The 26,211-nt window shown below is 67.4% G+C and carries 22 protein-coding genes; 15 read left to right on the top strand and 7 right to left on the bottom strand.

Features of this window, described 5'->3' with window-relative positions:
• Nucleotides 1-56: 56 nt before the first annotated feature.
• The 3 genes from AC5P7U_RS01235 to AC5P7U_RS01225 are packed head-to-tail and all read left to right on the top strand — an operon-like array spanning nucleotide 57 to nucleotide 8,408.
• A complete protein-coding gene (locus AC5P7U_RS01235) occupies nucleotides 57-6,620 on the top strand; it encodes an Hpt domain-containing protein (protein ID WP_197564822.1) in 6,564 nt (2,187 codons plus the stop codon).
• Nucleotides 6,607-7,947 carry a chemotaxis protein CheB gene (locus AC5P7U_RS01230; RefSeq protein ID WP_197564823.1) on the top strand — a complete coding sequence of 447 codons (1,341 nt, stop codon included), beginning with the start codon at nucleotides 6,607-6,609 and terminating at the stop codon, nucleotides 7,945-7,947. The genes AC5P7U_RS01235 and AC5P7U_RS01230 overlap by 14 nt, the downstream gene beginning before the upstream one ends.
• Nucleotides 7,944-8,408 carry a chemotaxis protein CheW gene (locus AC5P7U_RS01225; protein WP_006464650.1) on the top strand — a complete coding sequence of 155 codons (465 nt, stop codon included), beginning with the start codon at nucleotides 7,944-7,946 and terminating at the stop codon, nucleotides 8,406-8,408. The genes AC5P7U_RS01230 and AC5P7U_RS01225 overlap by 4 nt, the downstream gene beginning before the upstream one ends.
• A 107-nt stretch (nucleotides 8,409-8,515) precedes the next feature.
• Here AC5P7U_RS01225 and AC5P7U_RS01220 read toward each other — a convergent pair whose 3' ends face one another.
• Nucleotides 8,516-9,253: a 16S rRNA (uracil(1498)-N(3))-methyltransferase gene (locus AC5P7U_RS01220; protein WP_006464648.1), complete on the bottom strand. Its 738-nt coding sequence runs from the start codon at nucleotides 9,251-9,253 to the stop codon at nucleotides 8,516-8,518.
• Nucleotides 9,244-10,635, bottom strand: coding sequence for an adenosylmethionine--8-amino-7-oxononanoate transaminase (gene bioA, locus AC5P7U_RS01215; protein ID WP_308308202.1), 1,392 nt, complete (start codon nucleotides 10,633-10,635; stop codon nucleotides 9,244-9,246). The genes AC5P7U_RS01220 and bioA overlap by 10 nt, the downstream gene beginning before the upstream one ends.
• 77 nt (nucleotides 10,636-10,712) lie before the next feature.
• On the opposite strand from bioA, the gene nudE reads away from it, so the two are divergent.
• The 10 genes from nudE (at nucleotide 10,713) to AC5P7U_RS01165 (ending at nucleotide 18,125) form a co-directional block, all read left to right on the top strand.
• On the top strand, nucleotides 10,713-11,276 hold the full coding sequence (gene nudE, locus AC5P7U_RS01210; RefSeq protein ID WP_006464605.1) for an ADP compounds hydrolase NudE: 564 nt from the start codon (nucleotides 10,713-10,715) through the stop codon (nucleotides 11,274-11,276).
• Nucleotides 11,273-12,076, top strand: a complete 804-nt coding sequence (gene cysQ / locus AC5P7U_RS01205) for a 3'(2'),5'-bisphosphate nucleotidase CysQ (RefSeq protein ID WP_197564361.1) — start codon at nucleotides 11,273-11,275, stop codon at nucleotides 12,074-12,076. Before nudE ends, cysQ begins: the two co-directional genes overlap by 4 nt.
• A 13-nt stretch (nucleotides 12,077-12,089) precedes the next feature.
• Nucleotides 12,090-12,929, top strand: a complete 840-nt coding sequence (gene mazG / locus AC5P7U_RS01200) for a nucleoside triphosphate pyrophosphohydrolase (protein ID WP_006464561.1) — start codon at nucleotides 12,090-12,092, stop codon at nucleotides 12,927-12,929.
• The gene (locus AC5P7U_RS01195; protein WP_053451368.1) at nucleotides 12,926-13,255 is read left to right on the top strand and encodes a YnfA family protein; all 330 of its coding nucleotides are present in this window, start codon (nucleotides 12,926-12,928) and stop codon (nucleotides 13,253-13,255) included. The genes mazG and AC5P7U_RS01195 overlap by 4 nt, the downstream gene beginning before the upstream one ends.
• 123 nt (nucleotides 13,256-13,378) lie before the next feature.
• Nucleotides 13,379-13,681 (top strand): Mpo1-like protein, encoded by a 303-nt coding sequence (locus tag AC5P7U_RS01190; protein ID WP_006464557.1) that lies wholly within the window; start codon nucleotides 13,379-13,381, stop codon nucleotides 13,679-13,681.
• Between the two features lie 67 nt (nucleotides 13,682-13,748).
• Nucleotides 13,749-14,708 (top strand): SPFH domain-containing protein, encoded by a 960-nt coding sequence (locus tag AC5P7U_RS01185; RefSeq protein WP_008268117.1) that lies wholly within the window; start codon nucleotides 13,749-13,751, stop codon nucleotides 14,706-14,708.
• Nucleotide 14,709: 1 nt separating this feature from the next.
• Complete coding sequence (locus AC5P7U_RS01180) at nucleotides 14,710-15,153, top strand: NfeD family protein (protein WP_049458043.1); 444 nt, start codon at nucleotides 14,710-14,712, stop codon at nucleotides 15,151-15,153.
• 79 nt (nucleotides 15,154-15,232) lie between these two features.
• The gene (gcvT, locus tag AC5P7U_RS01175) at nucleotides 15,233-16,345 is read left to right on the top strand and encodes a glycine cleavage system aminomethyltransferase GcvT (protein ID WP_197564362.1); all 1,113 of its coding nucleotides are present in this window, start codon (nucleotides 15,233-15,235) and stop codon (nucleotides 16,343-16,345) included.
• A 93-nt stretch (nucleotides 16,346-16,438) separates the two neighbouring features.
• The gene (gene gcvH / locus AC5P7U_RS01170) at nucleotides 16,439-16,834 is read left to right on the top strand and encodes a glycine cleavage system protein GcvH (RefSeq protein ID WP_006464497.1); all 396 of its coding nucleotides are present in this window, start codon (nucleotides 16,439-16,441) and stop codon (nucleotides 16,832-16,834) included.
• Nucleotides 16,835-17,609: 775 nt separating this feature from the next.
• Entirely contained in the window at nucleotides 17,610-18,125 is a 516-nt protein-coding gene (locus tag AC5P7U_RS01165; RefSeq protein WP_006464420.1) for a hypothetical protein, read from the top strand.
• A 212-nt stretch (nucleotides 18,126-18,337) separates the two neighbouring features.
• Here AC5P7U_RS01165 and AC5P7U_RS01160 read toward each other — a convergent pair whose 3' ends face one another.
• Nucleotides 18,338-19,738: a serine hydrolase domain-containing protein gene (locus AC5P7U_RS01160; RefSeq protein ID WP_006464418.1), complete on the bottom strand. Its 1,401-nt coding sequence runs from the start codon at nucleotides 19,736-19,738 to the stop codon at nucleotides 18,338-18,340.
• Nucleotides 19,739-20,024: 286 nt separating this feature from the next.
• Between AC5P7U_RS01160 and AC5P7U_RS01155 the strand changes: the two genes are divergently transcribed.
• Both AC5P7U_RS01155 and AC5P7U_RS01150 read left to right on the top strand, forming a co-directional pair.
• Nucleotides 20,025-21,353 (top strand): NTP/NDP exchange transporter, encoded by a 1,329-nt coding sequence (locus tag AC5P7U_RS01155; protein WP_006464416.1) that lies wholly within the window; start codon nucleotides 20,025-20,027, stop codon nucleotides 21,351-21,353.
• A gap of 78 nt (nucleotides 21,354-21,431) precedes the next feature.
• Entirely contained in the window at nucleotides 21,432-21,779 is a 348-nt protein-coding gene (locus AC5P7U_RS01150) for a DUF1304 domain-containing protein (RefSeq protein WP_164241737.1), read from the top strand.
• 29 nt (nucleotides 21,780-21,808) lie between these two features.
• On the opposite strand, the gene AC5P7U_RS01145 is transcribed toward AC5P7U_RS01150, so the two are convergent.
• From AC5P7U_RS01145 to AC5P7U_RS01130, 4 genes are all read right to left on the bottom strand, one after another.
• Nucleotides 21,809-22,213 (bottom strand): hypothetical protein, encoded by a 405-nt coding sequence (locus AC5P7U_RS01145; protein ID WP_006464412.1) that lies wholly within the window; start codon nucleotides 22,211-22,213, stop codon nucleotides 21,809-21,811.
• Between the two features lie 6 nt (nucleotides 22,214-22,219).
• Entirely contained in the window at nucleotides 22,220-22,699 is a 480-nt protein-coding gene (locus AC5P7U_RS01140; RefSeq protein WP_164241735.1) for a hotdog fold domain-containing protein, read from the bottom strand.
• 76 nt (nucleotides 22,700-22,775) lie between these two features.
• Complete coding sequence (locus AC5P7U_RS01135) at nucleotides 22,776-25,253, bottom strand: acyl-CoA dehydrogenase (RefSeq protein ID WP_006464326.1); 2,478 nt, start codon at nucleotides 25,251-25,253, stop codon at nucleotides 22,776-22,778.
• Complete coding sequence (locus AC5P7U_RS01130; RefSeq protein ID WP_197564363.1) at nucleotides 25,250-26,167, bottom strand: alpha/beta fold hydrolase; 918 nt, start codon at nucleotides 26,165-26,167, stop codon at nucleotides 25,250-25,252. Before AC5P7U_RS01130 ends, AC5P7U_RS01135 begins: the two co-directional genes overlap by 4 nt.
• Nucleotides 26,168-26,211 lie beyond the last annotated feature (44 nt).

The following is a 26,211-nucleotide window of genomic DNA, read 5'->3' as shown; positions in this document are numbered from 1 at the left end:
CATTTCCCACGCCAGAATTCGCGCGGCTCCCGCGCGGCGGCGACCGGAGCGCGTCCATGAGCAGTCTGCGCGATGCGATGAGCCACGCGGCGCTGGGCTGGGTCAAGCCCGAGCTGGACGAGACCCTGCGCCAGGTGCGCAACGAGGTCGAGTACTACGCGGAAGACCCGAGCGATGCCAGCCGCATGCGCATCTGCGCCGGCCTCCTGCACCAGGTGCAGGGCACCCTGCGCATGGTCGAGCTGTACGCCCCGGCGATGGTGGCCGAAGAGCTTGAACAGCTGGCCAATGCCATTGGTGCGGGCCGCACCGCCGATCGTGATGAGGCCTGCGCGACGCTGATGCGCGGCAGCGTGCTGCTGCCCGATTACCTGGAACGCCTGCAGAACGGCCACCGCGATATTCCGATCGTGCTGATGCCGCTGCTCAACGAGATCCGCGCCGCGCGTGGCGAGGACGGCGTGCATGACAGCGTGCTGCTGGCATTCGCACCGGACAGCATCACCGCCACCGAGGCCGAACTGGACCATGCCCGTGGCAGCCTGAGTGGACGCAACCGCGAACTGCTGGATACCGTCGGCAGCGCGGTGAAGGAAGAACTGCTGCGCATCAAGGATGCGCTGGACCTGCACCTGCGTACCGGCGGTGCACCGGAACAGCTGCAGACCCAGGCCAACGAGCTGGGCGCGGTGGCCGATACCCTGGGCATGATGGGCCTGGGCGTGGCCCGTGGCGTGGTCGTGCAGCAGCGCGACGCGCTGCGCGGCGTGGTCGAGGGCCGCCAGCAGATCGACGAGAACCTGCTGCTGGATATTGCCGGCGCGCTGCTCTACGTGGATGCCTCGCTGGACGACCAGGTGGCCCATCTGGGCGCCGGCGGCAGTGGCGAGGACGACCCGAGCGCGGTCGAGAACCGGCGCACGGTCGAAGTGCTGGCGCATGAAGCGATCGCCAACTTCGCGGCGGCGCGCGAACACTTCGTCGCCTTCATCGAAACCAGCTGGAACCATGCCGAGCTGCAGGACGTGCCGCGCCTGCTGGGCGATGTGGCCGGCGCACTGCGCATGCTCGACCTGGGCACCGCTGCCGACTACCTGCGCGGTGTGCAGCAGTACATCGAGGCCGAGCTGATCGGACGCCAGCGCGTGCCCAGCGGTCGTCAGCTGGACACCCTGGCCGACGCCATGGCCAGCCTGGAGTACTACCTGGAAGCGCTGCGCGACCGCCGTCCGGGTCGTGAGGACATCCTCGACATCACCCGCAGCAGCCTCGAGGCGCTGCGCTACTGGCCGCTGCCGGACCGCAACGCGGTCGAGCCGGGACCGTTCGCGGCACAGCCGGTCGAACGTGAGCCGGTTGCGCTGCAGGCCGAGGCCCTGCAGCCGGAGCGCATCGAGATTCCGGTGCAACCGGCCGCGCCTGCGGCAGGCACCGTGCCGGTGCCGCTGCCGGACTTCACGTTCGATCCGCCACCGGTCGCACCCGCGCCGGAGTTTGTCGACAACCGCCTGATGTTCGGTGCGCTCGGCTCCGCCGCGATCGAAGCCGCTGCCGCGCCGCTGTCGCTGCAGGACGACGCGGAGACGCCGCTGGTCTTCGCCGCTTCCAGTGCGCCCGCCCCCGACGTCCCGCAATGGGATCTTGCGCCGTTCCATCCGGATGCCGACCCGCTCTCATCTGCCGATGATGAGCGCAGCCCGACCTTTGCCAGCTTCGATCCGGTCAGCTTCGAACAGGACGATGCAGGGCAGGGCGCTGCGGCACAGTGGACGCTTTCGGAGGCCGTGCCGTCGGCACCGGCGGATGCGGTCGCTGTCGATGCCGGCGAGGACGCAGACGCGACGGCAGGTATCGACATCGATGCGCATGTCGCGCCGGTATTCGATCCGGTTGCCGCCGAGCACGACGCCGTTGTGGCCGACGATGACGTGGTGTTCCGCTTCGACACCGACGCGTTGGACAACGCCGACGATGTGCTGTCGCTGCATGCGATGGAGACGCTGTCGCTGGACGACGATGCCGGGCTGCACCCGTCGCTGGAAATCGTCGACGCCAGCCCGGCAACGGTGGCGGACGAGGCTCCGGCGGTTGCCGGACTGGACGCCGCGCCTGCGGATGCTCCCGCGGTGTCGGTGATCGACATCGACACCATCGCACCGATCGATTTCAGCGAAGCTGACGCGCAGTTCTTCGCCGAGCTGAGCGCGGCCGCCGCGGACTTCAATCCGCAGGCCGTGGCTGCACCGACCGTTGCCGAAGCGCCCGTTGCGACGGATGCCGAGTCCGGCTTCGAAGCAGGCTTCGATGATGACGCCGAGAACATCGACGAGGACATCCGCGAGGTGTTCCTGGAAGAGTTCGACGACGAACTGGCCAATCTCGGCACGTTGCTGCCAGCATGGCGCATGCAGCCGGACAACATGGACCGGCTGCGGCCGATCCGACGCATCTTCCACACCCTCAAGGGCAGTGGCCGCCTGGTCGGTGCACGCACCCTGGGCGAGTTCGCGTGGAAGATCGAGGGCATGCTCAACCGCGTGCTCGATGGCAGCCGCCCGGCCTCGCCGGCGGTGCTGGCCATGGTCGACAACGCGCATGCCGCGCTGCCGCAGCTGAACGGCGCGCTGCGCCACGGCCAGCGCATCAGCGTGGACCTGCAGGCCATGCAGGCCATTGCCGATCGTGTCGGCACCGGTGAAGAAACCTACTACGTGCCGCTGCCGGTTGCAGCTGCACCGCTGGCACCCGTGCTCGAGACCGAGGCCGAAGGCGAGGACGAGATCAGCCGCATTCTCGAAGCCGAAGCGATTGCATCGGTACACACTGACGCTGAGGCGGCACCCGAGGCTGTGGGCACGCCCGCCAACATCGACAGCGTGCTGCGCGAGATCCTCGAAGCCGAAGTGGAAGTGCACCAGGCGACCCTGCAGGACTGGTTGCGTTCGGCGCAGCAGGCGCCGCAGCCGGTCAGCGACGCGCTGCTGCGCGCGGTGCACACCATGAATGGCGCCTTCGCGATGACCGAAGTGCCGGAAATCACCGCCGTCACCGGCGGCGCCGAGTCCTACATCAAGCGTGCACTGGCCGCCGATGTGGTGCCGGGTGACGAAGGCGTGGCCGCGCTGGACGCGACCGCGCAGGCGATCACCGCGACCATGGAAGCCTTGCAGGCCGAGCAGCCGCGGATTGCACCGCAGGAAGCACTGGTGCAGCGCCTGCAGGCGCTGGCCGGCGAACTGCCGGAAGCGCGCTGGCCGATGGTCGGGCTGGAAGACGAAGACGACGATCTGGCGCTGGAGGCCGAAGCAGCGTCTGGCGCCGCAGCCGATACGCAGGCTGCCGAGGTGCCGGATGCTGCCGCAGCCGGGGCTGACGAGCCGGTGCTGGAGCCGCGTGCTGCCGAAGCGCAGGCAGCGGAGAGCACGGACGCGATCGGCGCGGGCCTGGATGCCGCTGAGCTGACCGGCAGCGATGATCTGTCGCGCTACTTCGATGCCGGCTGGCCGGCGGTGCCGGGCGAGGGCGAAGCCGCCAGTGTGGATATCGGGTCGATTGAATCGATCCAGCCGGTCGTGAGTGCGCCGGTTGCATCGGCGGCCGAAGCGGATGTTGCACCGACGCAGGTCGCCGAAGCCGATCTGACCGCCGCAGACGATCTGTCGCCGTACCTCGACGCCAGCGCACTGCCGGTGGATGACCGCGACACCGATGAACTGCCTGCGGCCGCAGAAGTTGACGCAATCGACCTGAATACGCGATTGCCTGCCGACAGATTGGATAGCGAGGACAGCTTCATTGACGAAGCTGCTGCACTGCCACTCGACAGCGGGCTGTCGAGCCTGCAGGATGAAATGGCTGCGCCGGGTTTTGCAGAACCGGTCACACTGGCAGCCGCGCTCGAGGCCGGCCTGCACGTGATCGACGAAGAGCAGACCCTGGACGACGACGGGCAGTGGCCCGTGCTCGGCCTCCAGGCCAGCGAACTCGCGCCGGGCGAGGCGGATGCCTTTGCCGAGGATGCGGACGTCGGCGGGGAGGCGGCGGTCGGTGAAGGAGAGAGCGCCGACCAGCCGTCCCCGGCGACGGTGGATGAGCCCGCCCCGGTGGATGCCGCCGCGCCGGTGCGCTTCTTCGAACTCGAAGACGCACCGGGCCAGGCCACCGTGCCTGCCGCCGCCGAGCCGGTCGAGATCGACGGCGCGCCCAGTGCACCGGTCCATGATGAATCGGTTGCCGGGGAAGAAGTCACGGACAGCGCCGATGCACTCGACTTCAGCGTGTATGACCGCGAGCTGGTCGACATTTTCGTCGAGGAAGGCAAGGACCTGCTGGATCATTGCGATGGCCTGATCAGCGAACTGCGCGATGCGCCGCAGGACCGCGAGGTGCTGGCCGGCCTGCAGCGCGACCTGCATACCCTGAAGGGTGGCGCACGCATGGCCGGCATCAATGCCATCGGCGACCTTGGCCACAGCATCGAATCGTTGCTGGAAGCGGTGGCCGCCGGCCGCACCGAGATCGAGCGCCGTGACGTGCAGCTGCTGGAACGTGGCTTCGATCGCCTGCACCAGCTGCTCACCCGTACCGGTGCCCATCGCGTGGTCGAGCCGGCGCAGGACCTGGTCGACGCCTTCGACGTCCGCACCACCACCGATATCGCCGCCGCCGCGGCGGCCGTCCATGCGGTCAGCGTGGGCGAGAGCGTACCCGCGCCGGCCGAAGGCACGTCGACCGCCGTGGTCGACGCTCCGCTGTCGGCACCGCTGCCGATCGAAGGCATGGTCGAAGAAGACCCGCTGGCGCGACCGCAGCAGGAACAGGTGCGTGTGCGTGCCGATCTGCTCGACCGCCTGGTCAACCACGCCGGTGAAGTGGCGATCTACCGTTCGCGCCTTGAACAGCAGCTCGGTGCCTTCCGCGGCGCCATGGGCGAACTGGAGCGCACCAATGCGCGACTGCGCGACCAGCTGCGCCGCCTCGATCTGGAAACCGAGGCGCAGATCGTGGCCCGCTACCAGCGCGAGCAGGACCAGGCCGACCAGAAGTTCGATCCGCTGGAGCTGGACCGCTTCTCCACGCTGCAGCAGCTGAGCCGCGCACTGAACGAATCGGCGGCCGACCTTGGCGGCCTGCAGGGCGTGCTTGACGACCTGTCGCGCCAGTACGACTCGTTGCTGCAGCAGCAGTCGCGCGTCAGTTCGGAACTGCAGGATGGCCTGATGCGCGCGCGCATGGTGCCGTTCGATGGCCTGGTGCCGCGCCTGCGCCGGGTGGTCCGCCAGTCGGGCCTGGACACCGGCAAGCAGGTTCACCTGACCCTGGAAGGCACCCACGGCGAACTGGACCGCAACGTCCTCGACCGCATGGTCGCGCCGCTGGAGCACATGCTGCGCAACTCCGTGGCCCATGGCCTGGAAGCACCGGAACAGCGCCGCGCCGCCGGCAAGCCGGAGGAAGGCGAGATTGCCATCCGCCTGCATCGCGAAGGTTCGGAAATCGTGCTGGAAGTGGCCGACGACGGCGCCGGCCTGGACCGCGAAGCGATCCGCCGCCGCGCCATCGACCGTGGCCTGCTGGCCGCCGATGCGCAGCCGAACGAGCAGGAACTGGACAACCTGATCTTCGCTTCCGGCTTCACCACCGCCGACCAGGTCAGCCAGCTGGCGGGCCGTGGCGTGGGCATGGACGTGGTGCGCAACGAAGTGCGCCAGCTCGGTGGCTCGGTCGACATCCAGTCGGTACGCGGCCAGGGCGTGCGCTTCACCCTGCGCCTGCCGCAGACGCTGGCCGTCACCCAGGCGGTGTTCGTGCAGATCGGTGAAACCACCTTCGCGGTGCCGGTTGCCTCGGTCAGTGGTATCGGCCGCCTGTCGCGCGAGCGCTTTGAAGCGGCCGACAGCAGCTACCGCTACAGCGGTGAAGACTACCCGCTGTATGACCTCGGCACCCTGGTCGGCCAGGCCCCGGCGCGTGCCGATGGCCAGGACCAGGTACCGCTGCTGCTGGTCCGCGCTGGCGACCTGCGTGCCGCCGTGGCGATCGACCAGGTGCTGGGCAACCGTGAAATCGTGGTCAAGCCGGTCGGCCTGCAGATTGCTTCGGTGCCAGGCATCTACGGCGCCACCATCACCGGCGATGGCCGCGTGGTGGTGATCCTCGACGTTGCACCGCTGGTGCGTCGTTTCCTGGCCAACCCGACGCTGCCGGTGCTGGCCAACGCACCGCGCCAGGAGCGCCAGGTGCCGCTGGTGATGGTGGTCGACGACTCGCTGACCATGCGCAAGGTCACCGGCCGCATCCTCGAACGCCACAACTTCGAGGTCAGCGTTGCCCGCGACGGCGTGGAAGCGCTGGAGCGGCTGGAAGAGCGCGTGCCCGACCTGATGCTGCTGGACATCGAGATGCCGCGCATGGATGGCTACGAGCTCGCCACCGCCATGCGTGCCGACCCGCGCTACAGGGAAGTGCCGATCGTGATGATCACCTCGCGCAGTGGCGACAAGCACCGCCAGCGCGCCTTCGAGATCGGTGTCCAGCGTTACCTGGGCAAGCCGTACCAGGAACTGGACCTGATGCGTAACGTGTACGACCTGCTGGGGATCGCCCGTGTCCGTGAGTGAAGTCCATCCGGCCCCGGCCGTCGCCCTGCTGGCCCGCCCGGGTGCGGCGCGTGAGCGCCTGCGCGAGGCACTGTCGCACGCCGATGTGCAGCTGGTGCTGGAAGACGACCCGAACGGCCTGGAGCCGCAGCAGCTGCAGGACGCCAGTCCGCAGATCGTGGTGGTCGCCCTGGAGGCGGCCATCGAGGATGCGCTGGAGCGCCTTGACCCCGTGCTGTCCGCGCCGGGCCTGACCCTGGTATTCGACGAGGCCGAACTGGCGGCGCGCCGGGATGGCTGGGACGCGCAGCGCTGGGGACGGCATCTGGCGGCCAAGCTGCATGGTCACCAGCAGGTGCTGCCGCCCGGCGCCGAGGAAGAACCCAGCCTGCAGCTGGAGCCGGGCCATCCGTCGCCGGCCCCTGCGCCGCAGGAGGAAGCCCTGCAGCCGCACCTGGAGCAGGCCTTGAACTGGGCCGACGCCGTGCCGGCTGACACCCTGTATTCGCCGCCGGCGCACCTGCATGAGCCGGTCGCCCTGGAGCAGGCGCTGGCCGCGTTGCAGCCGGTACTGCCAGAGCCGCTGGAGGCATCGCCGCTGCCGTCGCCTCCGGTGGCCGCACCTGTCGCCGCGGCCGCACCGCCGATGTCGTTCGACCACACGGCATGGTCGCTGGTCGATGACGTGGCGGATGCACCGGCCGCCGCTGCCCGCAGCGGTGCGGTGGAAGCGCCGTTGCCTTCGTTCGATACCGATCACCTGAGCCTGGTCGACCTGGACGCTGCGGCACCGGCAGGCGCGCGCGCCGGTTCGCTGCTGGTACTGGCGGGTATCGGCGGGCCGGATGCGCTGCGCCGCCTGCTCGGTGCGCTGCCGCCTGCATTGAGCGTGCCGGTGCTGGTGCACATGCGCCTGGATGGCGGTCGTTACGGCAACCTGGTCAAGCAGATGGCACGGGTGTCGCCGTTGCCGGTGCAGTTGGCCGAGGCCGGCCAGCGCGCCGTACCCGGGGAAGTGCACGTGCTGGCCGACGACATCGGTGTGCAGGCAGCCAGTGACGGCCTGCATTTCCTCAGCGATGCCGCAGGTATCTCGATCGCAGCGTTGCCGGCCGAATACTCCGCGCTGGTGCTGCTCAGCGGCGCCGACCTGGCCCACGTCGGTCCGGCGCTGGACCTCGCCGCTGCCGGGGCCTGGGTGGCCGGGCAGGTGGGCGAGGGCTGCTATGACCCGGCGGCGGCCACGGCCGTGGTTGCCGCCGGCATGGTTGCCGGTGAACCGCAGGAACTGGCGCAGGCCATCGCCGCGCGCTGGGGTGAGCAGGATGACAACGGAGAGGCACCATGAGCTACGCCAGCAATGATGAGATCCGCGGCGTCCTGATCCAGGCCGGCAGCGAACGCGTGCTGCTGCCCAACGCCACGGTGGCGGAAATGATGTCGCGCGTGCCGGTGCAGCCGATTGCCGATGCACCGCGCTGGTTGGTCGGCGAGATCGGTTGGCATGGCTGGCAGGTGCCACTGGTGTCGTTTGCGCGGCTTTCGGGGCTGGGCGAGGAAGCCGTCGGCGGCCACAACAAGGTGGTGGTGCTGAAGGCGCTGTCCGGCAACGCGCAGCGCCCCTATTACGCGCTGCTGACGCAGAACTTCCCGCAGCTGATCTCGGTGCCGCGTGACGGCCTGCTGGCCGATGCCTCCGAGGAAACCCTGCCGCAGATCGTGCACATGCGCGTGCTGCTGGGGGAGCAGAGCGCGCTGCTGCCGAACCTGGACGCGCTGGAAGCCGCGTTGGATTCGCTGGCGGCCTGATCGGACATCCGCCGGGCAATTTGAATTCCCGGTAGTGCCGGCCGCTGGCCGGCAACCGCATGATCCCGTGGATGCCGGCCAGCAGCCGGCACTACCACGAATCAGCCTTACCCCAGGTCTCCCAGCCGTGCCTGCAGCGCCGCGATCGCGGCCAGGCCGGCGGTTTCCGTGCGCAGGATGCGCGGGCCCAGCTGCAATCCCTGGAACCCGGCCGCCGCCAACTGGTCGCGGTCGCGCGGCGACCAGCCGCCTTCCGGACCGATGGCAATCACGATGCCGCCTGTGGGCGCGGCATCCAGCGTCGACAGCCGATGCGCGCCCTGCGGGTCCAGTGTCAGCCGCAATGTATCGGCGGGCAGTGCCGCCGCAGCCTGCGCCAGTGACAGCGGCGAACCGACCTGCGGAATGCGCGCACGCCCGGACTGGCCGCAGGCCGAAGTCACCACATTGTTCCAGTGCGCCACGCGTTTCTCGGCGCGGGCAGCATCGAGTTTCACTTCGGTGCGCTCGGCGTTGACCGGAATGATCGCCGCCACGCCCAGTTCGGTGGCCTTCTGCAGGATCAGGTCCATCTTCTCGCCACGGGCGATGCCCTGCACCAGGGTGATGGCCAACGGTGATTCGTTGTCCACTCTCTCCACTGCGTCGATGCGGACCTGAACCTCGCGCTTGCCGGCCACGGTGAGGGTGGCGCTGTAGTCATGGCCGTCGCCGTTGAACAGCACGCAGGCATCGCCTTCGCGCAGGCGCATCACCCGCACCAGGTGGTTGGCGGTCTCTTCCGGCAGGGTCAGGGTCTGGCCGCTGTGCAGCGCCAGGTCGATGGGGCAGCGGGTCACGCGCATGCAATCGCCTCGTCAATGGCTGCCAGCGTGGTATGTGCGAGCAGTTCCAGTTGTTCGTCGTCCACGCAATAGGGTGGCATCCAGTACAGCACGTCGCCCAGCGGGCGCAGCACCACGCCACGCTTCAATGCAGCCTTGTAGGCGTGCAGCCCCAGCCGCAGGCCCGGGTCGAACGGCGTGCGCTTGTCGCCGTCACGCGACAGCTCGAACGCCACCACCATGCCGGCCTGGCGCACATCGGCCACGTGCGGATGGTCGGCAAACGGTGCCGCCAGCGTGCCCATCACCGAGGCGATCCCGCGGTTGCGGGCGATCACATCGTCGTCGCGGAAGATGTCCAGTGTTGCCAGGGCGGCCGCGCAGGCCAGCGGATTGCCGGTGTAGCTGTGCGAATGCAGGAACGCACGCTCGCGCGAGTCATCCAGGAAGGCATCGTACAGCGCCTGTGTTGCAAGCACCGCGGCAAGCGGCAGGAAGCCGCCGGTCAGGCCCTTGGACAGGCACATCAGGTCCGGCATCACCCCGGCCTGTTCGCAGGCGAACAGCGTGCCGGTGCGGCCGAAGCCCGTGGCGATCTCGTCGGCGATCATGAACGCACCGTGTGCATCGCACAGTTCGCGCACGCGCTGCAGGTAGACCGGGTCGTACATGCGCATGCCGCCCGCGCACTGCAGGCGCGGCTCCAGGATCACCGCGCAGATCTCGCCCGGGTGCTGGTCGAACAGCGTGGCCAGCCCATCGGCGGCGTGGCGCGCACGGTCGGCCGGGCTCTGGCCCGGCTCGGCCAGATAGGCATCGGGCGAGGGCGCGAACAGGCCTTCGGCCAGCAGCGGCGCATAGACACGGCGGTACAGCGGAATGTCACCCAGCGCCAGGGCACCCAGGGTCTCGCCGTGATAGCCGTTCTCCAGTGAGATGAAGCGGGTGCGGCGGGACTCACCGCGGTTCTGGAAATACTGGAACGCCATCTTCAGCGCCACCTCCACGCCGGCTGAACCGTTGTCGGCGTAGAACACCTTCGCCAGCGGCTCGCGGCCGGCTTGGCGCGGCGCCAGTGCCAGCAGGCGCTCGGCCAGGATGATGGCCGGCTCGTGGCCGAAACCGGCCAGCATCACCTGTTCCAGTTGCCCGGCCTGGGCGGCGATGGCGCCGCCGATGCGCGGCTCGGCGTGGCCGAACAGGTTGGTCCACCAGCTGCTGACCGCATCCAGGTAGCGATTGCCGTCGTGGTCGATCAGCCATGCGCCTTCGCCGCGGGCGATCGGCACCAGCGGCAGGGTGTGCGGATGCTCGCGCATCTGCGTGCAGGGGTGCCACAGCACCTGCAGGTCGCGCTGCCGCCATTGGCGGGCCAGCGGGGAGGGGGTTGGGTCTGCTAGCATTTCGGGCTCATGAACATGTTGCTGCCTGCACATTCTATCGGCCCCGGCGCAGACGCCGGCCGCCGCGGAGACTCCGCATGAACGATGACCGTGCCGGCCGTCGCTTGCCGATCATCCATCGGATCACCGATGAGGAAAACGGCCCCTTCCAGCGCCAGCATCTGGACCTGGAGTTCTCCAACGGCGAGCACCGCCGCTTCGAGCGCCTGGTCAGCCGTGGCCATGGTGCGGTGGTGGTGGTGCCGATGCTCGACGAGGAGACCGTGCTGCTGGTACGTGAATACGCGGCCGGCATGCATCGCTATGAGCTGGGCCTGGTCAAGGGCCGCATCGACGCCGGCGAGACCCCCGAGCAGGCGGCCGACCGTGAGCTGAAGGAAGAGGCCGGCTACGGTGCGCGCCGGGTCGACGTGCTGCGCGCGATGACCCTGGCCCCGACCTACATGAGCCACCAGTCGTGGCTGGTGGTGGCACGCGATCTCTACCCGGAGAAACTGCCCGGCGACGAGCCGGAGGAACTGGAAGTCGTGCCGTGGAAACTGGCCGAGCTGGACCAGCTGATGCTGCGCGAAGACTTCTCCGAAGGACGCTCGCTGGCAGCGCTGTTCATCGCCCGCCAGTGGCTGCAGGGAGCGCGATGATCAAGCTGACCACGGACCTGCGCGAGACGGCCATCGCCATCGCCCAGGAAGCCGGACACGCCATCATGCAGGTCTATGCCGATGGCTTTGACGTGCAGATCAAGGATGACGACAGCCCGGTTACTGCGGCCGACCTGGCCGCCAACCAGGTGATCGAACAGGGCCTGCAGCAGCTGACCCCGGACCTGCCGATCCTGTCCGAGGAATCGGCGCAGGTGCCGTGGGAGCAGCGTCGCCACTGGGGCGCGTACTGGCTGGTCGACCCGCTCGACGGCACCCGCGAGTTCGTCAAGCGCAATGGCGAGTTCAGCGTCAACATCGCGTTGATCTACCAGGGGGCGCCGGCCTTCGGCGTGGTGCTGGCCCCGGTCACCGGCATCGTCTGGCATGCCATGCGTGGCGAGCTGGCCTACCGGCGCCAGGGCCTGCACGACACCGTGCTGCGCACGCGTACGCCGGCCACCGCGCCGCTGCGGGTGGCCGCCAGCCGCTCGCACCGTTCAGCGCAGACCGAGGCGCTGCTGGCCCGCATGGGCCGCATCGAGACCATTGCCCAGGGCTCGTCGCTGAAGTTCTGCCGGATCGCCGAAGGCGGCCTGGACGTCTACCCGCGGCTCGGCCCGACCTCCGAATGGGATACCGCCGCCGGCCAGTGCGTGCTGCACGCCGCGGGCGGCGCGGTACTGTCGGCCGCGACCGGCAAGCCCTTCCGCTACAACCGCCGCGAAACCCTGTTGAACGGCGATTTCATTGCCCTTGGTGACACCAGCCTGCCGTGGCGCGACTGGTTGTCCGATTGACCCTGGAGGCCGCATGAGCGCGCATGACACCCCCACCCAGCGCAGCGCTGCCAGCACCGAACTGGAGCGCCTGCTGTCGATCATGGCGCGCCTGCGCGATCCGCAGGGCGGCTGCCCATGGGACCTGGAGCAGGACTTCGCGACCATCGCGCCGTACACCATCGAGGAGGCCTACGAGGTCGCCGATGCGATCGACCGGGGCGACCTCGACGATCTCTGTGACGAGCTGGGCGACCTGCTGCTGCAGGTGGCGTTCCATGCGCGCATGGCCGAGGAGCAGGGCGCCTTCGCCTTTGCTGACGTCGCCCGTGCGATCAGCGACAAGATGCAGCGTCGCCATCCGCATGTGTTCGCCGACGTCAGCGTCGATGATGCCGATGGGGTGATGCGCAACTGGGAAGCGATCAAGCGTGCCGAGCGCGCCGCCAAGGGCGAGCAGGACACCTCCGCGCTGGCCGGCATCTCGCGCGGCCTGCCGGAATGGCAGCGGGCGGTGAAACTGCAGTCGCGTGCGGCCAAGGTCGGTTTCGACTGGCCGGGCCCGCTGCCGGTGCTGGACAAGGCGGCCGAGGAGCTGCAGGAACTGCGCGAGGAGTTCGAGCGCGGTGACCTTGCCGGCAACAAGGTGCGGCTGCAGGAAGAACTGGGCGACCTGCTGTTCGTCTGCGCTAACCTGGCCCGCCACGCCGAGATCGACCTGGGCGCCGCACTGCGCGGGGCGAACCATAAGTTCGAGCGTCGCTTCCGTTCGATGGAAGCGCAGGCCGAAGCGCAGGGCAGCACGTTGGCGGCGATGGACCTGGATGCGCAGGAAGCCTTGTGGCAGCGCGCCAAGGCGGCGGAAAAGGCGTGAAGACACTCGCCCTGTTCCTGCTGACCGCGCTGGCCGAGATCGTGGGCTGTTACCTGCCCTGGTTGTGGCTGCGCAAGGGCGGGAGCATCTGGTTGCTGCTGCCGGCGGCGGCCAGCCTGGCCCTGTTCGCGTGGCTGCTGACCCTGCATCCGACCGCCAGCGGCCGCGTCTATGCCGCTTACGGTGGCGTTTACATCGGCACCGCGCTGTTCTGGCTGTGGCTGGTCGACGGCATCCGCCCCAGCCGCTGGGATCTGATCGGCGCAGCCCTGTGCCTGGCCGGCATGGCGGTGATCATGTTCGGGCCGCGCACCCCCTCTGTGTAGCGTCGGAGCGTGCTCGGCTGCTCCGGCCTTCTGTAGAGTCGAGCCATGCCCGACTGCTTTTGCTGCCGCTTTCCCTGCGGGAAGGCGCATGATGGCGGTGACCACGGCCCCCGGAGCACGTGCATGTCCCGTTTCGCCAGCTTCCGCGAGTTCTATCCGTTCTACCTCAGCGAGCACCGCCATCCGGTGTCGCGCCGGCTGCACTTCATCGGCAGCTGTGGAGTCCTGCTGCTGCTCGCCGCAGCGATCCTGCGTGGACAGCCGGCCCTGCTGCTGGCCGCGCTCGCCTGCGGTTATGGATTCGCCTGGGTCGGCCACTTCTTCTTCGAGAAGAACCGCCCGGCCACCTTCCGGCATCCCCTGTATTCGTTCGTGGGTGACTGGGTGATGTTCGCCGACATCCTGCGCGGACGGGTGCCCTGGTAGCCCAGGCTGTGCATGCCGCCTTCACGCGCTATGCTGGGGCCTGGACGTCATAGATAAGGAAAGCGCGATGTTCCCCACCATGTTCTTTACCGTGGTACTGGCCTTCGTGGCCGTGGTCATTCTGTTCAAGGCAGTACGGATGGTGCCGCAGGGATACGAATGGACCGTCGAGCGTTTCGGGCGCTACACGCACACCATGACCCCCGGCCTGCACTTCCTGATCCCGATCGTCTACGGCGTCGGGCGCAAGGTGAACATGATGGAGCAGGTGCTGGACGTGCCCAGCCAGGAAGTGATCACCAAGGACAACGCGGCCGTTCGCGTGGACGGCGTGGTGTTCTTCCAGGTGCTGGACGCGGCCAAGGCCGCCTACGAGGTGGCCAATCTGGAAGTGGCGATGATCGCCCTGGTGCAGACCAACATCCGTACCGTGATCGGTTCGATGGACCTGGACGAATCGCTGAGCCAGCGCGAGGTGATCAACGCCCAGCTGTTGAGCGTGGTCGATCACGCCACCAACCCCTGGGGCGTGAAGGTCAACCGCATCGAGATCCGCGACATCCAGCCGCCGCGCGACTTGCTGGATGCGATGGCCCGGCAGATGAAGGCCGAGCGCGAGAAGCGCGCGCAGATCCTCGAGGCAGAGGGCTCGCGGCAGTCGGAGATCCTGCGCGCCGACGGCGAGAAGCAGGCCACCGTGCTGGAGGCCGAGGGCCGCCGCGAGGCCGCGTTCCGCGATGCCGAGGCGCGCGAGCGCCTGGCCGAGGCCGAGGCCATGGCCACCAAGGTGGTGTCGGCGGCGATCGCCGAGGGCGACGTGCAGGCGATCAACTATTTCGTCGCCCAGAAGTACGTGGAGGCGTTCAAGGAACTGGCGAGCTCGCCGAACCAGAAGCTGGTGCTGATGCCGATGGAAGCCAGTGGCGTGATCGGTTCCATCGCCGGCGTGGCCGAGCTGGCCAAGCAGGCGCTGGCCTCCCAGGGCAATGCACCGGCGGGCAAGCGACCCCCGCCGATCGGGGGCTGACATGCGTTGGGAAGTCGTAGGCTGGGGCGCACTGGCATTGCTGCTGTTTGCCGCCGAGGCACTGGCGCCAGGCGCGTTCATGTTGTGGATCGGCATCGGTGCGGCGGCCGTGTTCGTGCTGGTGGCCGTGTTCAGTGGCATTCCCCTGTTGTGGCAGGTGGTGGCGTTCGTGCTGTTGAGCATTGTTTCGATCCAGTGCTACCGGCGCTGGGGCAGGGCGAGGGCGCGGCCCAGCGATGCGCCGTTGCTCAACCGCCGCGCCGAGCAGCTGGTCGGACGGGTGGTGCCGTTGCAGCAGGGCATCGTCGGCGGGCAAGGCAGGGTCAGCATCGACGACGCCTACTGGCAGGTCAGCGGCCCGGAACTGCAGGCTGGCAGCCTGGTGCGGGTGGTGGCGGTGCAGGGCAGCACGCTGCAGGTCGAGGCAGCAGACCGCCCCCTGTAGCCGCTGCGCTGCGGCGCGCCTGCGGGCGACCGATCTGGGATAATGGGGATTCTTGTTTCCTCTGCTGCCGGACCCGGTCATGACCCAGAAGACGCTGCTCAACGATACCCACCGCGCCCTCGGCGCCAAGATGGTCGATTTCGGGGGTTGGGACATGCCCATCCACTACGGCTCGCAGCTGGATGAGCACCACCTGGTGCGTCGCGAGTCGGGTGTGTTCGACGTTAGCCACATGACCGTGGTCGACCTGCGCGGTGACCAGGTCAAGCCGTTCCTGCGCCGCTTGCTGGCCAACTCGGTCGACAAGCTGAAGGTGCCGGGCAAGGCGCTGTACTCGTGCATGCTGAATCCGCGCGGCGGCGTCATCGACGACCTGATCGTCTATTACCTCGGCGACGACTTCTTCCGCATGGTGGTCAACGCCTCCACCCGCGAGAAGGATCTGGCCTGGCTGCGCGAGCAGGCCGCGCCGTTCGGCGTTTCCGTCGAGCAGCGCCCGGACCTGGCCATCCTCGCCGTGCAGGGCCCGCAGGCGCGCGACATCGTGATCGGCCTGGCTGGCGAAGGCGACCGTGCAGCGCTGGCCAAGCTGGGCCGCTTTGCTGCCCTGCAGGTGCAGTCGGACGAGGGCGTCGAGCTGTTCGTTGCCCGCACCGGCTACACCGGCGAGGACGGTTTCGAGATCCTGCTGCCGCAGGATGCGGTGGTCGCGTTCTGGAACCGCCTGCTGGCCGCGGGCGTGAAGCCGGCGGGCCTCGGTGCGCGCGACACGCTGCGCCTGGAAGCCGGCATGAACCTGTACGGCCAGGACATGGACGAAGAGATCAGCCCTTATGAAGCGGCACTTGCCTGGACCGTGTCGCTGGACGAAGGCCGCGACTTCATCGGCCGCGACGTGCTGGAAGCGCAGAAGGCTGCCGGCACCGCGCGCCAGATGATCGGCCTGGTGATGGACGAGAAGGGCGTGCTGCGCCACGGCCAGGCGGTGACCACCGCCAGCGGCCAGGGCGAGATCCTGTCCGGCACCTTCTCGCCAAGCCTGGCCAAGGGCATCGCGTTTGCCCGGGTGCCGGCCGGCGAACTCGGCGAGGTTACCGTCGACATCCGCGGCCGGCAGGTGCCGGTGCGCGTGGTCAAGTTCCCCTTCGTGCGCGAAGGCCAGGCCCAGCCCGGCGTGCTTGCCGACGCCTGATCCGAACGTGCCGGCCGTCACTGACAGCAGTGGCGGCCGGTTGGTTACACTAGCCCCGTTTTTTCCACCCCTGCATATCTCTGGAGCAGTCCCATGAGCGAGATCCCCGGCGACCTCAAGTTCCTCAAGTCCCATGAGTGGGCCCGTGTCGAAGGCAACGGCCGCGTTACCGTCGGTATTTCCGACCACGCACAGGGCCTGCTCGGTGACCTGGTCTACGTCGAACTGCCGGAAGTCGGCGCTGACGCCAAGGCTGGTGAACAGATCGCCGTCGTCGAGTCGGTGAAGGCTGCCTCGGACGTCTACAGCCCGATCAGCGGCAAGGTCGTCGAGGTCAACTCGGCCCTGTCCGACAAGCCGGAAACCATCAACGAAGATGCCTACGGCGAAGGCTGGATGTTCGTGGTCGAACTGACCAACGCCGAAGAGGTCAACGAACTGCTGGACCCGGACGCATACGCCGAAGCCCTGGAAAACGAAGACCACTGAGTCGTCGCTTCCGGGTTCGGACACGGCCACCTTCGGGTGGCCGTTTTTGTTTTGGCGAACGCGTCGGACTCATGACGCAGGGTTCGCTGCGTACCCTCGGCGCGGCATCAGCGGGCCTGTGGGCGGTGCCGACGGGCGTGCGCAGTTTTGCGCAAATCCGCGTTTCCACCCTGCGTCGGCGCGTCTGGATGTGAAAACTTTTCGCCCCCCGTTGCGGTGCCGTTGTGCTGGCGTTGGCGCTGCCGACGACCGCCGTTTGCGATGCGCGCCCGTCATTGCGGATCTCATGCATGCATCTGCGCGGAGTGCCTATTTCAAGTGGTTTTTGTGCAACGCATGCGTTGCTGGTGTTGTCGCTGGCGTGCGTGCATCGTGCTTTGCGGGTCGTTGCGGGCGGAGCGCAACGGCCGTGCAGGTGCCACCGGGAATGGCGCGGATGTGAAAATTTTTCGCGGGGGTTGTTGACAGTAAAAAAAACCGTGATTAGGTTTCGCCTCAGCAGACCTTGCCTGCCCAACCGAGTGCGCAGAATCAATCGTCCGATGCGAAGCAGCCCCTTCAAGACCACCGCGATCCTGATGACGGTGGACATGGCCCCGCTTCCCCCGGAGAAATGCAAGGCACCTCCCGTTCCGATGCCCGCTCCGCCGATCGAGGCGGGCATTGCCGCATCCGTAACGGCGCGCCTGACGCGCCGGCGGTCCCCGCACGCAGCACCCGCGGGTTTGATCCACCTGGGCGTTTCAACTCCCTATCACTGACGAGGAGCCATCCCATGGCAACCAAGAAAGCTGCGAAGAAGAAGCCCGCCGCCAAGAAAGCGGTGAAGAAGGTCGCGAAGAAGGCCGCCGCCAAGAAGGCAGTGAAGAAGGTCGCGAAGAAGGCGACCGCCAAGAAGGCAGTGAAGAAGGCTGCAAAGAAGGTCGCCAAGAAGACCACTGCGAAGAAGGCAGTGAAGAAGGCGGCGAAGAAGGTAGCCAAGAAGTCCACTGCCAAGAAGGCCGTCAAGAAGACCGCGAAGAAGGCCGTCAAGAAGGTAGCCAAGAAGGCCACCAAGAAGACTGCCAAGAAGGCCACTGCCCGCAAGCCGGCCAAGAAGGCAGTAAAGAAGACTGCAAAGAAGGCGGTGAAGAAGACCGCCAAGAAGGCAGTCAAGAAGACCGCGAAGAAGGCGACCAAGAAGGCTGCCCCGAAGAAGGCAGCGAAGAAGGTTGCCAAGCGCAAGCCGGCCGCCCGCAAGAAGAAGGCCGCTCCGGTCGCTCTGCCGGCAACCCCGGCGCCGCTGATCTAAGTATTTCCCGATAGCCGTACCCTGAAACCCCCTTCCCTGTTGCCCAGCAGGGAGGGGGTTTTTTTATGGGTGTTCGCCGGCGTGGGCAACGGTAGAGTCGGCTGTCAGTCGACTGCGTCACCGATCACCGGCAGGCGAGCACGGCTCGCTGCAGACGAACAAAAAGGGCGGCCCGCAGGCCGCCCCTCATACTTAAGGCACAGCTCGCCAGATCAGCGCGGCGACGCCACCGCACGGTTGCTCGAAGCACCCTTGCCCTTGCGCTTGTCCTGCTGCGCCGGGCTCGCGCCCTCGGCCATCAGGTTGTCGCTGCCGAAGTCGGTGTCCACGTCCAGCCAGCGCTGCGCTGGCAGGCCGAGCGCGGAATCGAGCACCGTCGGCAGCAGGCCGCTGGGCAGGCCGCTTTCGCCGTTCCACATGATGGCGATGCCGAGATCGCGTTCCGGTACCAGCGCAACCAGGCCGCGATAGCCCTGCACGGCACCGGCATGGAACACCACATCGTGGCCGGCGTAGTCGAAGGTGCGCCAGCCCAGTGCGTAGCCGGCCGAATGCAGGCGCTCGCGGCGCCAGCCCGAACGCATCTCGCCGGGGGTGTTGATCAGGCTGGAGTGCAGCGTGGCCAGCAGCGGTGCCGGCAGCACGTCCGGGCGATGGCCGGTGTGGGCCAGCAGCCACTGCGCCATGTCACTGGCGCTGGCGTTGACGCCGGCGGCCGGGGCGACGCGGTAGTAGGTCGGCTTCGGCGTCAGCGACACCCAGCCGTTGCGGCTGCGCACGTGCGGACGCGCCCAGCGCGAGCTGGCCTGGATGCCGGCCAGGCCGAGGCTGGCATCGTTCATGCCCAGCGGCTTGAAGATGCGGCGCTCGACCGACTGCTCGTAGAAGCTGCCCGAGGCGGCATAGACCACGTCGCCGATCAGGCTGAAGGCCACGTTCTGGTACGCGTAGCAGTCGCCCGGCAGGCACTTGAGGCTGGTATTGGCCAGCTTCTGGGTCAGCGCGTAGTACTCGGCGTTGCCTTCGATGTCGCGGTCGTAGGCGTTGTACGGCAGGCCGACGCGATGGCTGAGCACGTCGGCGACGGTCAGGCGGTCGGTGGCCTCCGGTGAATTCAGGCGGAAGCCTGGCACGTAGTCGGTGACCTTGCTGTCCCAACGCAGGGTGCCGTCGTTGACCAGCAGGCCGGCCATGGTGCCGGCGAATGCCTTGGACAGCGAGGCCAGGCGGAACACGGTGTGCGCATCGACCGGCAGCGGATTGTTGACGTCGGTGACGCCATAGCCGCGCGCGCTGAGGATGCGGCCACCCTGCACGATCGCCACCGCCATGCCCGGCACGCGCTCGCCATAGGTAAGCTGCTGTGCCATCGACTCGATGTTGGCGACATTGAAGCCTGCGGCCGGCGCCTGCACCTGTGGCACCAGGCCGGTGCGGTAGGCCGCCGGCTGGGTGTGGGCGACGGCGGTGGCGGCGGCCGATTCGATGTTGGCCGGCATCGGTGGCAATGCCGGCGGGGTCTGCGCGGTAGTGGACAAGGCAACGGGCATCAACATGCCCAGCAAACCGGTGGCCGCCGAACGGATCGGACGACGCAGGCTGTTCTTTTTCATCGGTTGGACCCGTGCGCGACTGCTGATGGCGATTCTAGCGCCGCTTTTCCCTTGTGCACAAACAAAGCGAAGATGAATGCGCATCTCGTTGAAAAAGTTGGAATTTTGACGCCCCGAAAGCATGTATCGGAACGTGTCGTCCGGGCGGGGCCGTGACACTGCGTTGCGGCCTTCTGCGTGGCTGCTGCTGGCGATGTTGCAGTGCATTGGCTAACGTACGCGCTTCACCGCCCCCGGAGCCTGCCATGCCGCTGTCCAACCGCCGTCTTCTGGCGAGGGACACCGCGTGAGCGCGGTGAAGGGCAAGGGGCCGTTGCGTGGGCTGACGGCGGCACTGCGTGAGTCGCCGGCGCTGTGGTGGTCGTTCCTGTACTTCTTCTGCCTGCTCAGCGGCTACTACGTGCTGCGCCCGGTGCGTGAGGCCATGGCCGCCTCGGCCGACCTGGAAACGGTGTTCCCGCCGATGCTGATCGCCTGGTTCGCCAGCCATGGCATCGCGCTGAAGGATTTCGTCCTGCAGTTCCTGTTCTCCTGCGTGTTCGTGATCATGCTGGTGCTGCAGCCGGTGTATGGCTGGCTGGTCAGTCGCTTTCCGCGGCGGGTATTCCTGCCGGCGGTGTATGGGTTCTTCATCGTCACCTTGCTGGGTTTCTACGTACTGTTCGACAGCGGTGTGCCGGGCCGAGGCATGGCGTTCTTTTTCTGGATCACCGTCTTCAACCTGTTCGCGGTGGCGGTGTTCTGGAGCTTCATGGCCGATGTGTTTTCCAACGCGCAGGCACGTGCCTTCTACGGTTACATCGGCGCGGCAGGCACCATCGGTGCCTTTCTCGGGCCGATCATCACCGGTGCACTGGTGCAGCGTGTGGGCATCGCCAACCTGATGCTGGTCTCGGCCGGATTCCTCGCCATCTGCCTGTTGAGCATCTGGCGGCTGAGGCACTGGGCGGTGCTGCGTGAGCAGGAGCAGCAGCTGGTATCCGGCGAGCAGCCGATGGGTGGCAGCGTGCTGGACGGTCTGAAACTGATCGTGCGTGAGCCGTTGCTGCGCTGGCTGGCGATCATGGTGGTGTTCGGTGTGGGCGTGGGCACCCTGCTGTACAACCAGCAGGCCAGCATCGTGCGTGCGGCGTTCAACGATGCAGGCGCTGCCACGGCCTTCTTCTCGCGTATCGACCTGGCGGTGAACGCACTGGCGCTGCTGATGCAGCTCGGCCTGACCCGCTGGCTGCTGTCGCGCCACGGTATCGCGCCGGCCCTGTTGATCCCTGGCTTTGCGATCCTGATCGGCTTTTCGGTGCTTGCCGCTTCACCCATGCCGTTGATGGTCGCAGTGGTGCAGGTGATGACCCGCGCCAGCGAGTTCGCATTGGCCAAGCCGGCACGCGAAACCATCTATACCCGCGTGGACCGGCAGTGGCGCTACAAGGCCGGTGCGGCCATCGATACCGTGGTGTACCGCGGCGCGGACCTGAGCTTTGCGTGGGTGCACAAGGGCTTGTCGCTGTTTGGTTCACACGTGGTGTTCATCGGCGGCGTGGTGGTTGCCGCGTGCATGACCGCCGCCGCATTCGGTGTGCTGCGCGAAGAAAAGAAGCTGCCGCGCGACCGCTGAGCCGCGCGGGGTCGGCTCCCTCTCCCACGGAGAGGGCTCTGACCCCATCACCCCATCCATCTATCCAAGGAACCGCCCATGTACTGGATCGCACTCGCCCTGACCCTGCTGGTCGCCCTGCTGCACGTCTATTTCCTGGTGCTGGAAATGTTCCTGTGGACGCGCCCGCTGGGCCTGAAGACCTTCCGCAACACGCCGGAGAAGGCAGAGACCACGCGCGTGCTGGCGGCCAACCAGGGCCTGTACAACGGCTTCCTGGCGGCGGGCATCGGGGTGGGGCTGGTGATCGATCAGCCGGTGCTGGTGACGTTCTCGCTGGCCTGCGTGGTGGTGGCCGGGTGCTATGGCGCGTACAGCGTGAGCCGGCGCATTTTCATGATCCAGGCCGTACCGGCCATTCTGGCGCTGGTGTCGCGAGCGCTCTGACGTGGGCGCGTGCTGGCAGGCGCCGCCGCTCAGCGGCTGATGGCGCGCATGAAGCCCAGCCACATTGGCACGGCATGCAGCGCCGCACCCAGCACGAACAGGCCCGTCAGCAGGTGTACGCGCCAGTCGTTGATACGCAGGAAGATGAATTGCTCAAGTGTGCGGCCCACCCAGAACACCGCCATGAAACCCAGCAGGACCAACCCCAGACGAGTGTCGACCAGGTCCGGGGCAAAGATCAGCGCGATCAGCCCCATTCCCAGGAACACATAGATCACGCGCAGATTGAGGATCTGCATGATCGCGCGGTTGAGCGTGCCGAGCTTGGCGAGCTCGTGTTTCCAGCCGAACAGCCGCCAGAACGCCAGATGGAAGGCGGCAAACCCCAGGCTGTGAATGCCTGCCAGGCGCACAAGCAGTTCAGTGGTCGTCATGGTTGATCAGCCTGTGCGCGGAGGGCGCGGCGATACCCACATTGCGATGGTCGCATGGAACACCTCGGTCCCTGCCGCATCGGTCACGCTGACCTTCACGGGCAGGTCGTAGCCGTCCGCAGCACTGACGATGGACAACATTGGCGTCGCCACGGCCTTCAACGTGCCCAAGGCCTTGGCCTGGTATTTCACGTCCATGCCCTTGGGGATCCAGCGCATGTCTGCCGGCAGGCTGGCGTCCACCATCACCCCGCCGACCAGCTCGGCCAGGTTGCACATCGCGATCGCATGTACCGTGCCAATGTGGTTGTTGATGCGGCGGTGCTGGCGGATCACGCCTTCGCAGCGGCCTGGCTCCAGTGCGGTGATGGTGGGCGCGATGCTGGCGAAGTAGGGCGCCTTGAAGCACACCGCGCGCGAGAACAGCCAGCTGCCGGCGGGCCAGCGCTGCAGGCGGTGATAGAGCGAGAGCAGGGGCGTGGACATGGTGGGTATTCCGGTCGGCGGATAAAGCGACGGCGGGCCGAGGCCCGCCGTCGAAGGCAACGCGTGTCGCGGGCGGTCAGGCCGCCTGCGAATGCGGGTCCTTGTGCTGGCGGTCGTAGTAGCTGGCCGCGCGCAGTTCGTGGGTGTCGAAGTCGTCCACGGTGATGGTGTCCAGGGTCAGCGTGCGCAGCTCTTCCAGCAGGCTGCGCTCGTCCTGGGTGATCACGCCTTCGGCCACGGCTTCGTCCAGCTGCGCCTTGAAGTCCAGCGCCTCGATGCCCTTGCTCTTCAGCGCCTTCAGGAACTTGCGCTCCACCGGCTCGGCCATGATCGCCTTGCTCAGGTAGCTGTTGATGCGGCCACCCGGGTTGTTCTCGCATGGGGTCAGGAACACGCCATCGGCCAGGCGGTCGCGGGCTTCGTTCGGCGCCATCAGCAGCGCAGCGACGCGGCGGCTCAGGCGGTCGCCCGGAGCCTCGGCACGACGGCCCAGCGGGAAGATCAGCGCCCACATCAGCCAGCCGATCGGACGGATCGGGAAGTTGCGCAGGGCGGCCGACAGCGATTCCTCGATCTTGTGCACGCTGTCATGGAAGGCCCAGGCCAGCAGCGGCTGGTCGGCCTGCGGTGCGCCTTCGTCGTGGTAGCGCTTGAGCATGGCGCTGGTCATGTAGACATGGCTCAGCACATCGCCCAGGCGTCCGGACAGCGATTCCTTGAACTTCAGCTTGCCGCCGAGGGTCATCATCGAGATGTCGGCCATCAGCGCCAGGTTGGCCGAGTAACGGTCCAGCTTGCGGAAGTAGCGGCGGGTGTAGTCATCGCCCGGAGCAGCACCGAAGCGCGCGCCGGTCAGGCCGAACCAGAACGAACGCACGGCATTGGAGATGCCGAAGCGGATGTGGCCGAACAGGCTGCGGTCGAACTCCTGCAGGCCGGCGCGGGTGTCCGGATCCTGCGCCGCCTTCATTTCCTTCAGCACCCACGGGTGGCAGAGGATCGCACCCTGGCCGAAGATCAGCAGGCTGCGGGTCATGATGTTGGCGCCTTCCACGGTGATCGCGATCGGTGCGGCCTGCCAGCTGCGGCCGGCGAAGTTGCGCGGCCCCAGGATGATGCCCTTGCCGCCGATCACATCCATCATGTCCGAGATCACTTCGCGGCTCATGGTGGTGCAGTGGTACTTGGCGATCGCCGACGGCACCGACGGCACGTCGCCACGATCGACCGCCGCAGCGGTAGCCTGCGACAGCGCGCTGATCTTGTACGCCTTGCCGCCGATGCGGGCCAGCGCTTCCTCAACGCCCTCGAAGCGGCCGACCGACAGGCCGAACTGCTTGCGGATGCGCGCATAGGCGCCGGTGACGGCGGCACCGGCCTTGGCACCGCCGCTGGCGGTGGAGGGCAGGGTGATCGAGCGGCCCACGGCCAGGCACTCGTTGAGCATGTTCCAGCCCTTGCCGGCCATCGCGGCGCCACCGATCAGCTGGGTCAGCGGGATGAACACATCCTTGCCCTTGATCGGTCCGTTCTGGAAGGTCGAGTTGAGCGGGAAGTGGCGACGGCCGATTTCCACGCCGGCGGTGTCGCGCGGCAGCAGGCCCAGGGTGATGCCGATGTCGCGGGTATCGCCGATCAGGCCATCCGGGTCGTACATGCGGAAGGCCATGCCGATCAGGCTCGCGACCGGGGCCAGGGTGATGTAGCGCTTGTCGAAGGTCAGGCGCACGCCGAGCACCTGCTCGCCGTTCCACTCGCCCTTGCAGACGATGCCGTAGTCGGGAATCGAGGTGGCGTCGGAGCCGGCGAACGGACCGGTCAGGCCGAAGCACGGCACCTCGCGGCCATCGGCCAGGCGCGGCAGGTACTGGTCCTTCTGTTCCTGGGTGCCGTAATGCACCAGCAGTTCACCCGGGCCCAGCGAATTCGGCACGCCGACGGTGGAACTGACCACCGAGGACACCGAGGCCAGCTTCTGGATTACCTTGTGGTGGGCCAGCGCGGAGAAGCCCAGGCCGCCGTATTCCTTCGGAATGATCATGCCGAAGAACTTGTTCTTCTTGATGAAGGCCCACAGTTCCGGCGGCAGGTCGGCATGGACATGGGTGATTTCCCAGTCGTTGACCATGGTGCACAGCTCTTCGACCGGGCCATCGAGGAAGGCCTGCTCTTCAGCAGTCAGCTGCGGCTTGGGGTAGTTCAGCAGGATGTTCCAGTCCGGATCACCGGTGAACAGCTCGCCTTCGAAACCGACCGAGCCGGTTTCCAGCGCGATACGCTCGGTCTGCGACAGCGGCGGCAGCACTTTGCGGAACACCTTCATCATCGGGGCGGTCAGCAGCGGCTTGCGGATGAACGGCAGCAGCAGCGGCACGGCGATCACCGCCAGCACCGCGGCCGCGACGATCGTGGCGGTCTGGTTGACGTAGGGAATGAACCAGCAGGCGACCAGCAGGGCCACGCTGATCAGCGTCCAGGTAACCAGCCGCATGCGGTGGTAGGCGACGAACGCGCCTGCCAGCAGCAGGGCGAGGAAGGGAAGAACGATGCTCATGAGCGTGCTCCGGTGACGTGCTCGTTTGTGGCGGACGAAGCTGCAGCATCCGCTGCGGGCAACACGTCCAGATAGTCCAACACAGTAGCGGTAAAGGCGTCGTTGTCATCGCCAGCGACCATATGCGTGGCCTGCGGCAGCTGCACATGGCGCGCGTGCGGCGCCAACGCCAGGAATTCGGCCACGGTCTGCGGCGTGACCAGGTCGCTGCGGCCGCCGCTGACCAGCAGCAGGGGGCATTTCACCTGACGTGCGGCTTCGGCCAGCGCATCCTGGTGCTGCTCGCTGTCGCGGGCCAGCTCGGCCACCAGGCGCGGATCCCAATGCCAGCGCCAGCGGCCGTTGCCGTCCTCGCGCAGCAGCGCACGCAGCGACTGCTCGGATTTGCGCGGGCGGTGCGGCATGTAGGCCGAGATCACATCGGCGGCCTGGGCCAGCGACGCGAAACCGTCCGGGTGGGCCGTCATGAACGCAAGGATGCGTTCGACACCGGCGGTGTCCCAGCGCGGGGTGATGTCGACCAGCACCATCGCCGAGAACAGGCCGGGCCAGCGCGATTCGGCCAGCAGCCCGAACAGGCCGCCCATCGACGCGGCAACCAGCACGGGCGGGCGCGGTTGCTCGCCGGCCAGGACGATCAGGTCATCGGCGAACTGTTCGCCGTGATACGGCAGGTCGGCGGCATTCCAGTCCGAATCACCATGGCCGCGGGCATCGTAGGCCAGAGTCTGCAGGCCGGCCGCGTTCAGTGCGCGCGCAGTGGCATTCCAGGCGTGGCGGGTCTGGCCAAAGCCATGCGCGAACAGCACCCGGCCGCGGCGGCCGTGGTCACTGGCGGTCGCCGCCAAACGCGCGCCATGGGCAGCGTCCAGGCGCAGGTCATGGAACGCAGCGGGAGTAGGGGACGTAACCATACCGGATAGTATGGATTGCTTGAGGGCGAAGTCAATACTGCAGG

The organism is Stenotrophomonas sp. YJH_SMC_57 (assembly GCF_059369755.1).
Note: the sequence above shows the minus strand (reverse complement) of the source record. Positions and strands in the feature narration are given on the sequence as shown.

Bases quoted from the DNA above. Each gene is read 5' to 3' on its own strand.
- nudE (WP_006464605.1), top strand. From the start codon at position 10,713: ATGAACGATGACCGTGCCGGCCGTCGCTTGCCGATCATCCATCGGATC.
- AC5P7U_RS01135 (WP_006464326.1), bottom strand. From the start codon at position 25,253: ATGAGCATCGTTCTTCCCTTCCTCGCCCTGCTGCTGGCAGGCGCGTTC.
- AC5P7U_RS01140 (WP_164241735.1), bottom strand. From the start codon at position 22,699: ATGTCCACGCCCCTGCTCTCGCTCTATCACCGCCTGCAGCGCTGGCCC.
- AC5P7U_RS01190 (WP_006464557.1), top strand. From the start codon at position 13,379: ATGTCCCGTTTCGCCAGCTTCCGCGAGTTCTATCCGTTCTACCTCAGC.
- AC5P7U_RS01145 (WP_006464412.1), bottom strand. From the start codon at position 22,213: ATGACGACCACTGAACTGCTTGTGCGCCTGGCAGGCATTCACAGCCTG.
- AC5P7U_RS01130 (WP_197564363.1), bottom strand. From the start codon at position 26,167: ATGGTTACGTCCCCTACTCCCGCTGCGTTCCATGACCTGCGCCTGGAC.
- AC5P7U_RS01235 (WP_197564822.1), top strand. From the start codon at position 57: ATGAGCAGTCTGCGCGATGCGATGAGCCACGCGGCGCTGGGCTGGGTC.
- AC5P7U_RS01180 (WP_049458043.1), top strand. From the start codon at position 14,710: ATGCGTTGGGAAGTCGTAGGCTGGGGCGCACTGGCATTGCTGCTGTTT.
- AC5P7U_RS01150 (WP_164241737.1), top strand. From the start codon at position 21,432: ATGTACTGGATCGCACTCGCCCTGACCCTGCTGGTCGCCCTGCTGCAC.
- AC5P7U_RS01225 (WP_006464650.1), top strand. From the start codon at position 7,944: ATGAGCTACGCCAGCAATGATGAGATCCGCGGCGTCCTGATCCAGGCC.
- AC5P7U_RS01160 (WP_006464418.1), bottom strand. From the start codon at position 19,738: ATGAAAAAGAACAGCCTGCGTCGTCCGATCCGTTCGGCGGCCACCGGT.
- mazG (WP_006464561.1), top strand. From the start codon at position 12,090: ATGAGCGCGCATGACACCCCCACCCAGCGCAGCGCTGCCAGCACCGAA.
- cysQ (WP_197564361.1), top strand. From the start codon at position 11,273: ATGATCAAGCTGACCACGGACCTGCGCGAGACGGCCATCGCCATCGCC.
- gcvT (WP_197564362.1), top strand. From the start codon at position 15,233: ATGACCCAGAAGACGCTGCTCAACGATACCCACCGCGCCCTCGGCGCC.
- AC5P7U_RS01185 (WP_008268117.1), top strand. From the start codon at position 13,749: ATGTTCCCCACCATGTTCTTTACCGTGGTACTGGCCTTCGTGGCCGTG.
- AC5P7U_RS01165 (WP_006464420.1), top strand. From the start codon at position 17,610: ATGGCAACCAAGAAAGCTGCGAAGAAGAAGCCCGCCGCCAAGAAAGCG.
- AC5P7U_RS01220 (WP_006464648.1), bottom strand. From the start codon at position 9,253: ATGCGCGTGACCCGCTGCCCCATCGACCTGGCGCTGCACAGCGGCCAG.
- bioA (WP_308308202.1), bottom strand. From the start codon at position 10,635: ATGCTAGCAGACCCAACCCCCTCCCCGCTGGCCCGCCAATGGCGGCAG.
- gcvH (WP_006464497.1), top strand. From the start codon at position 16,439: ATGAGCGAGATCCCCGGCGACCTCAAGTTCCTCAAGTCCCATGAGTGG.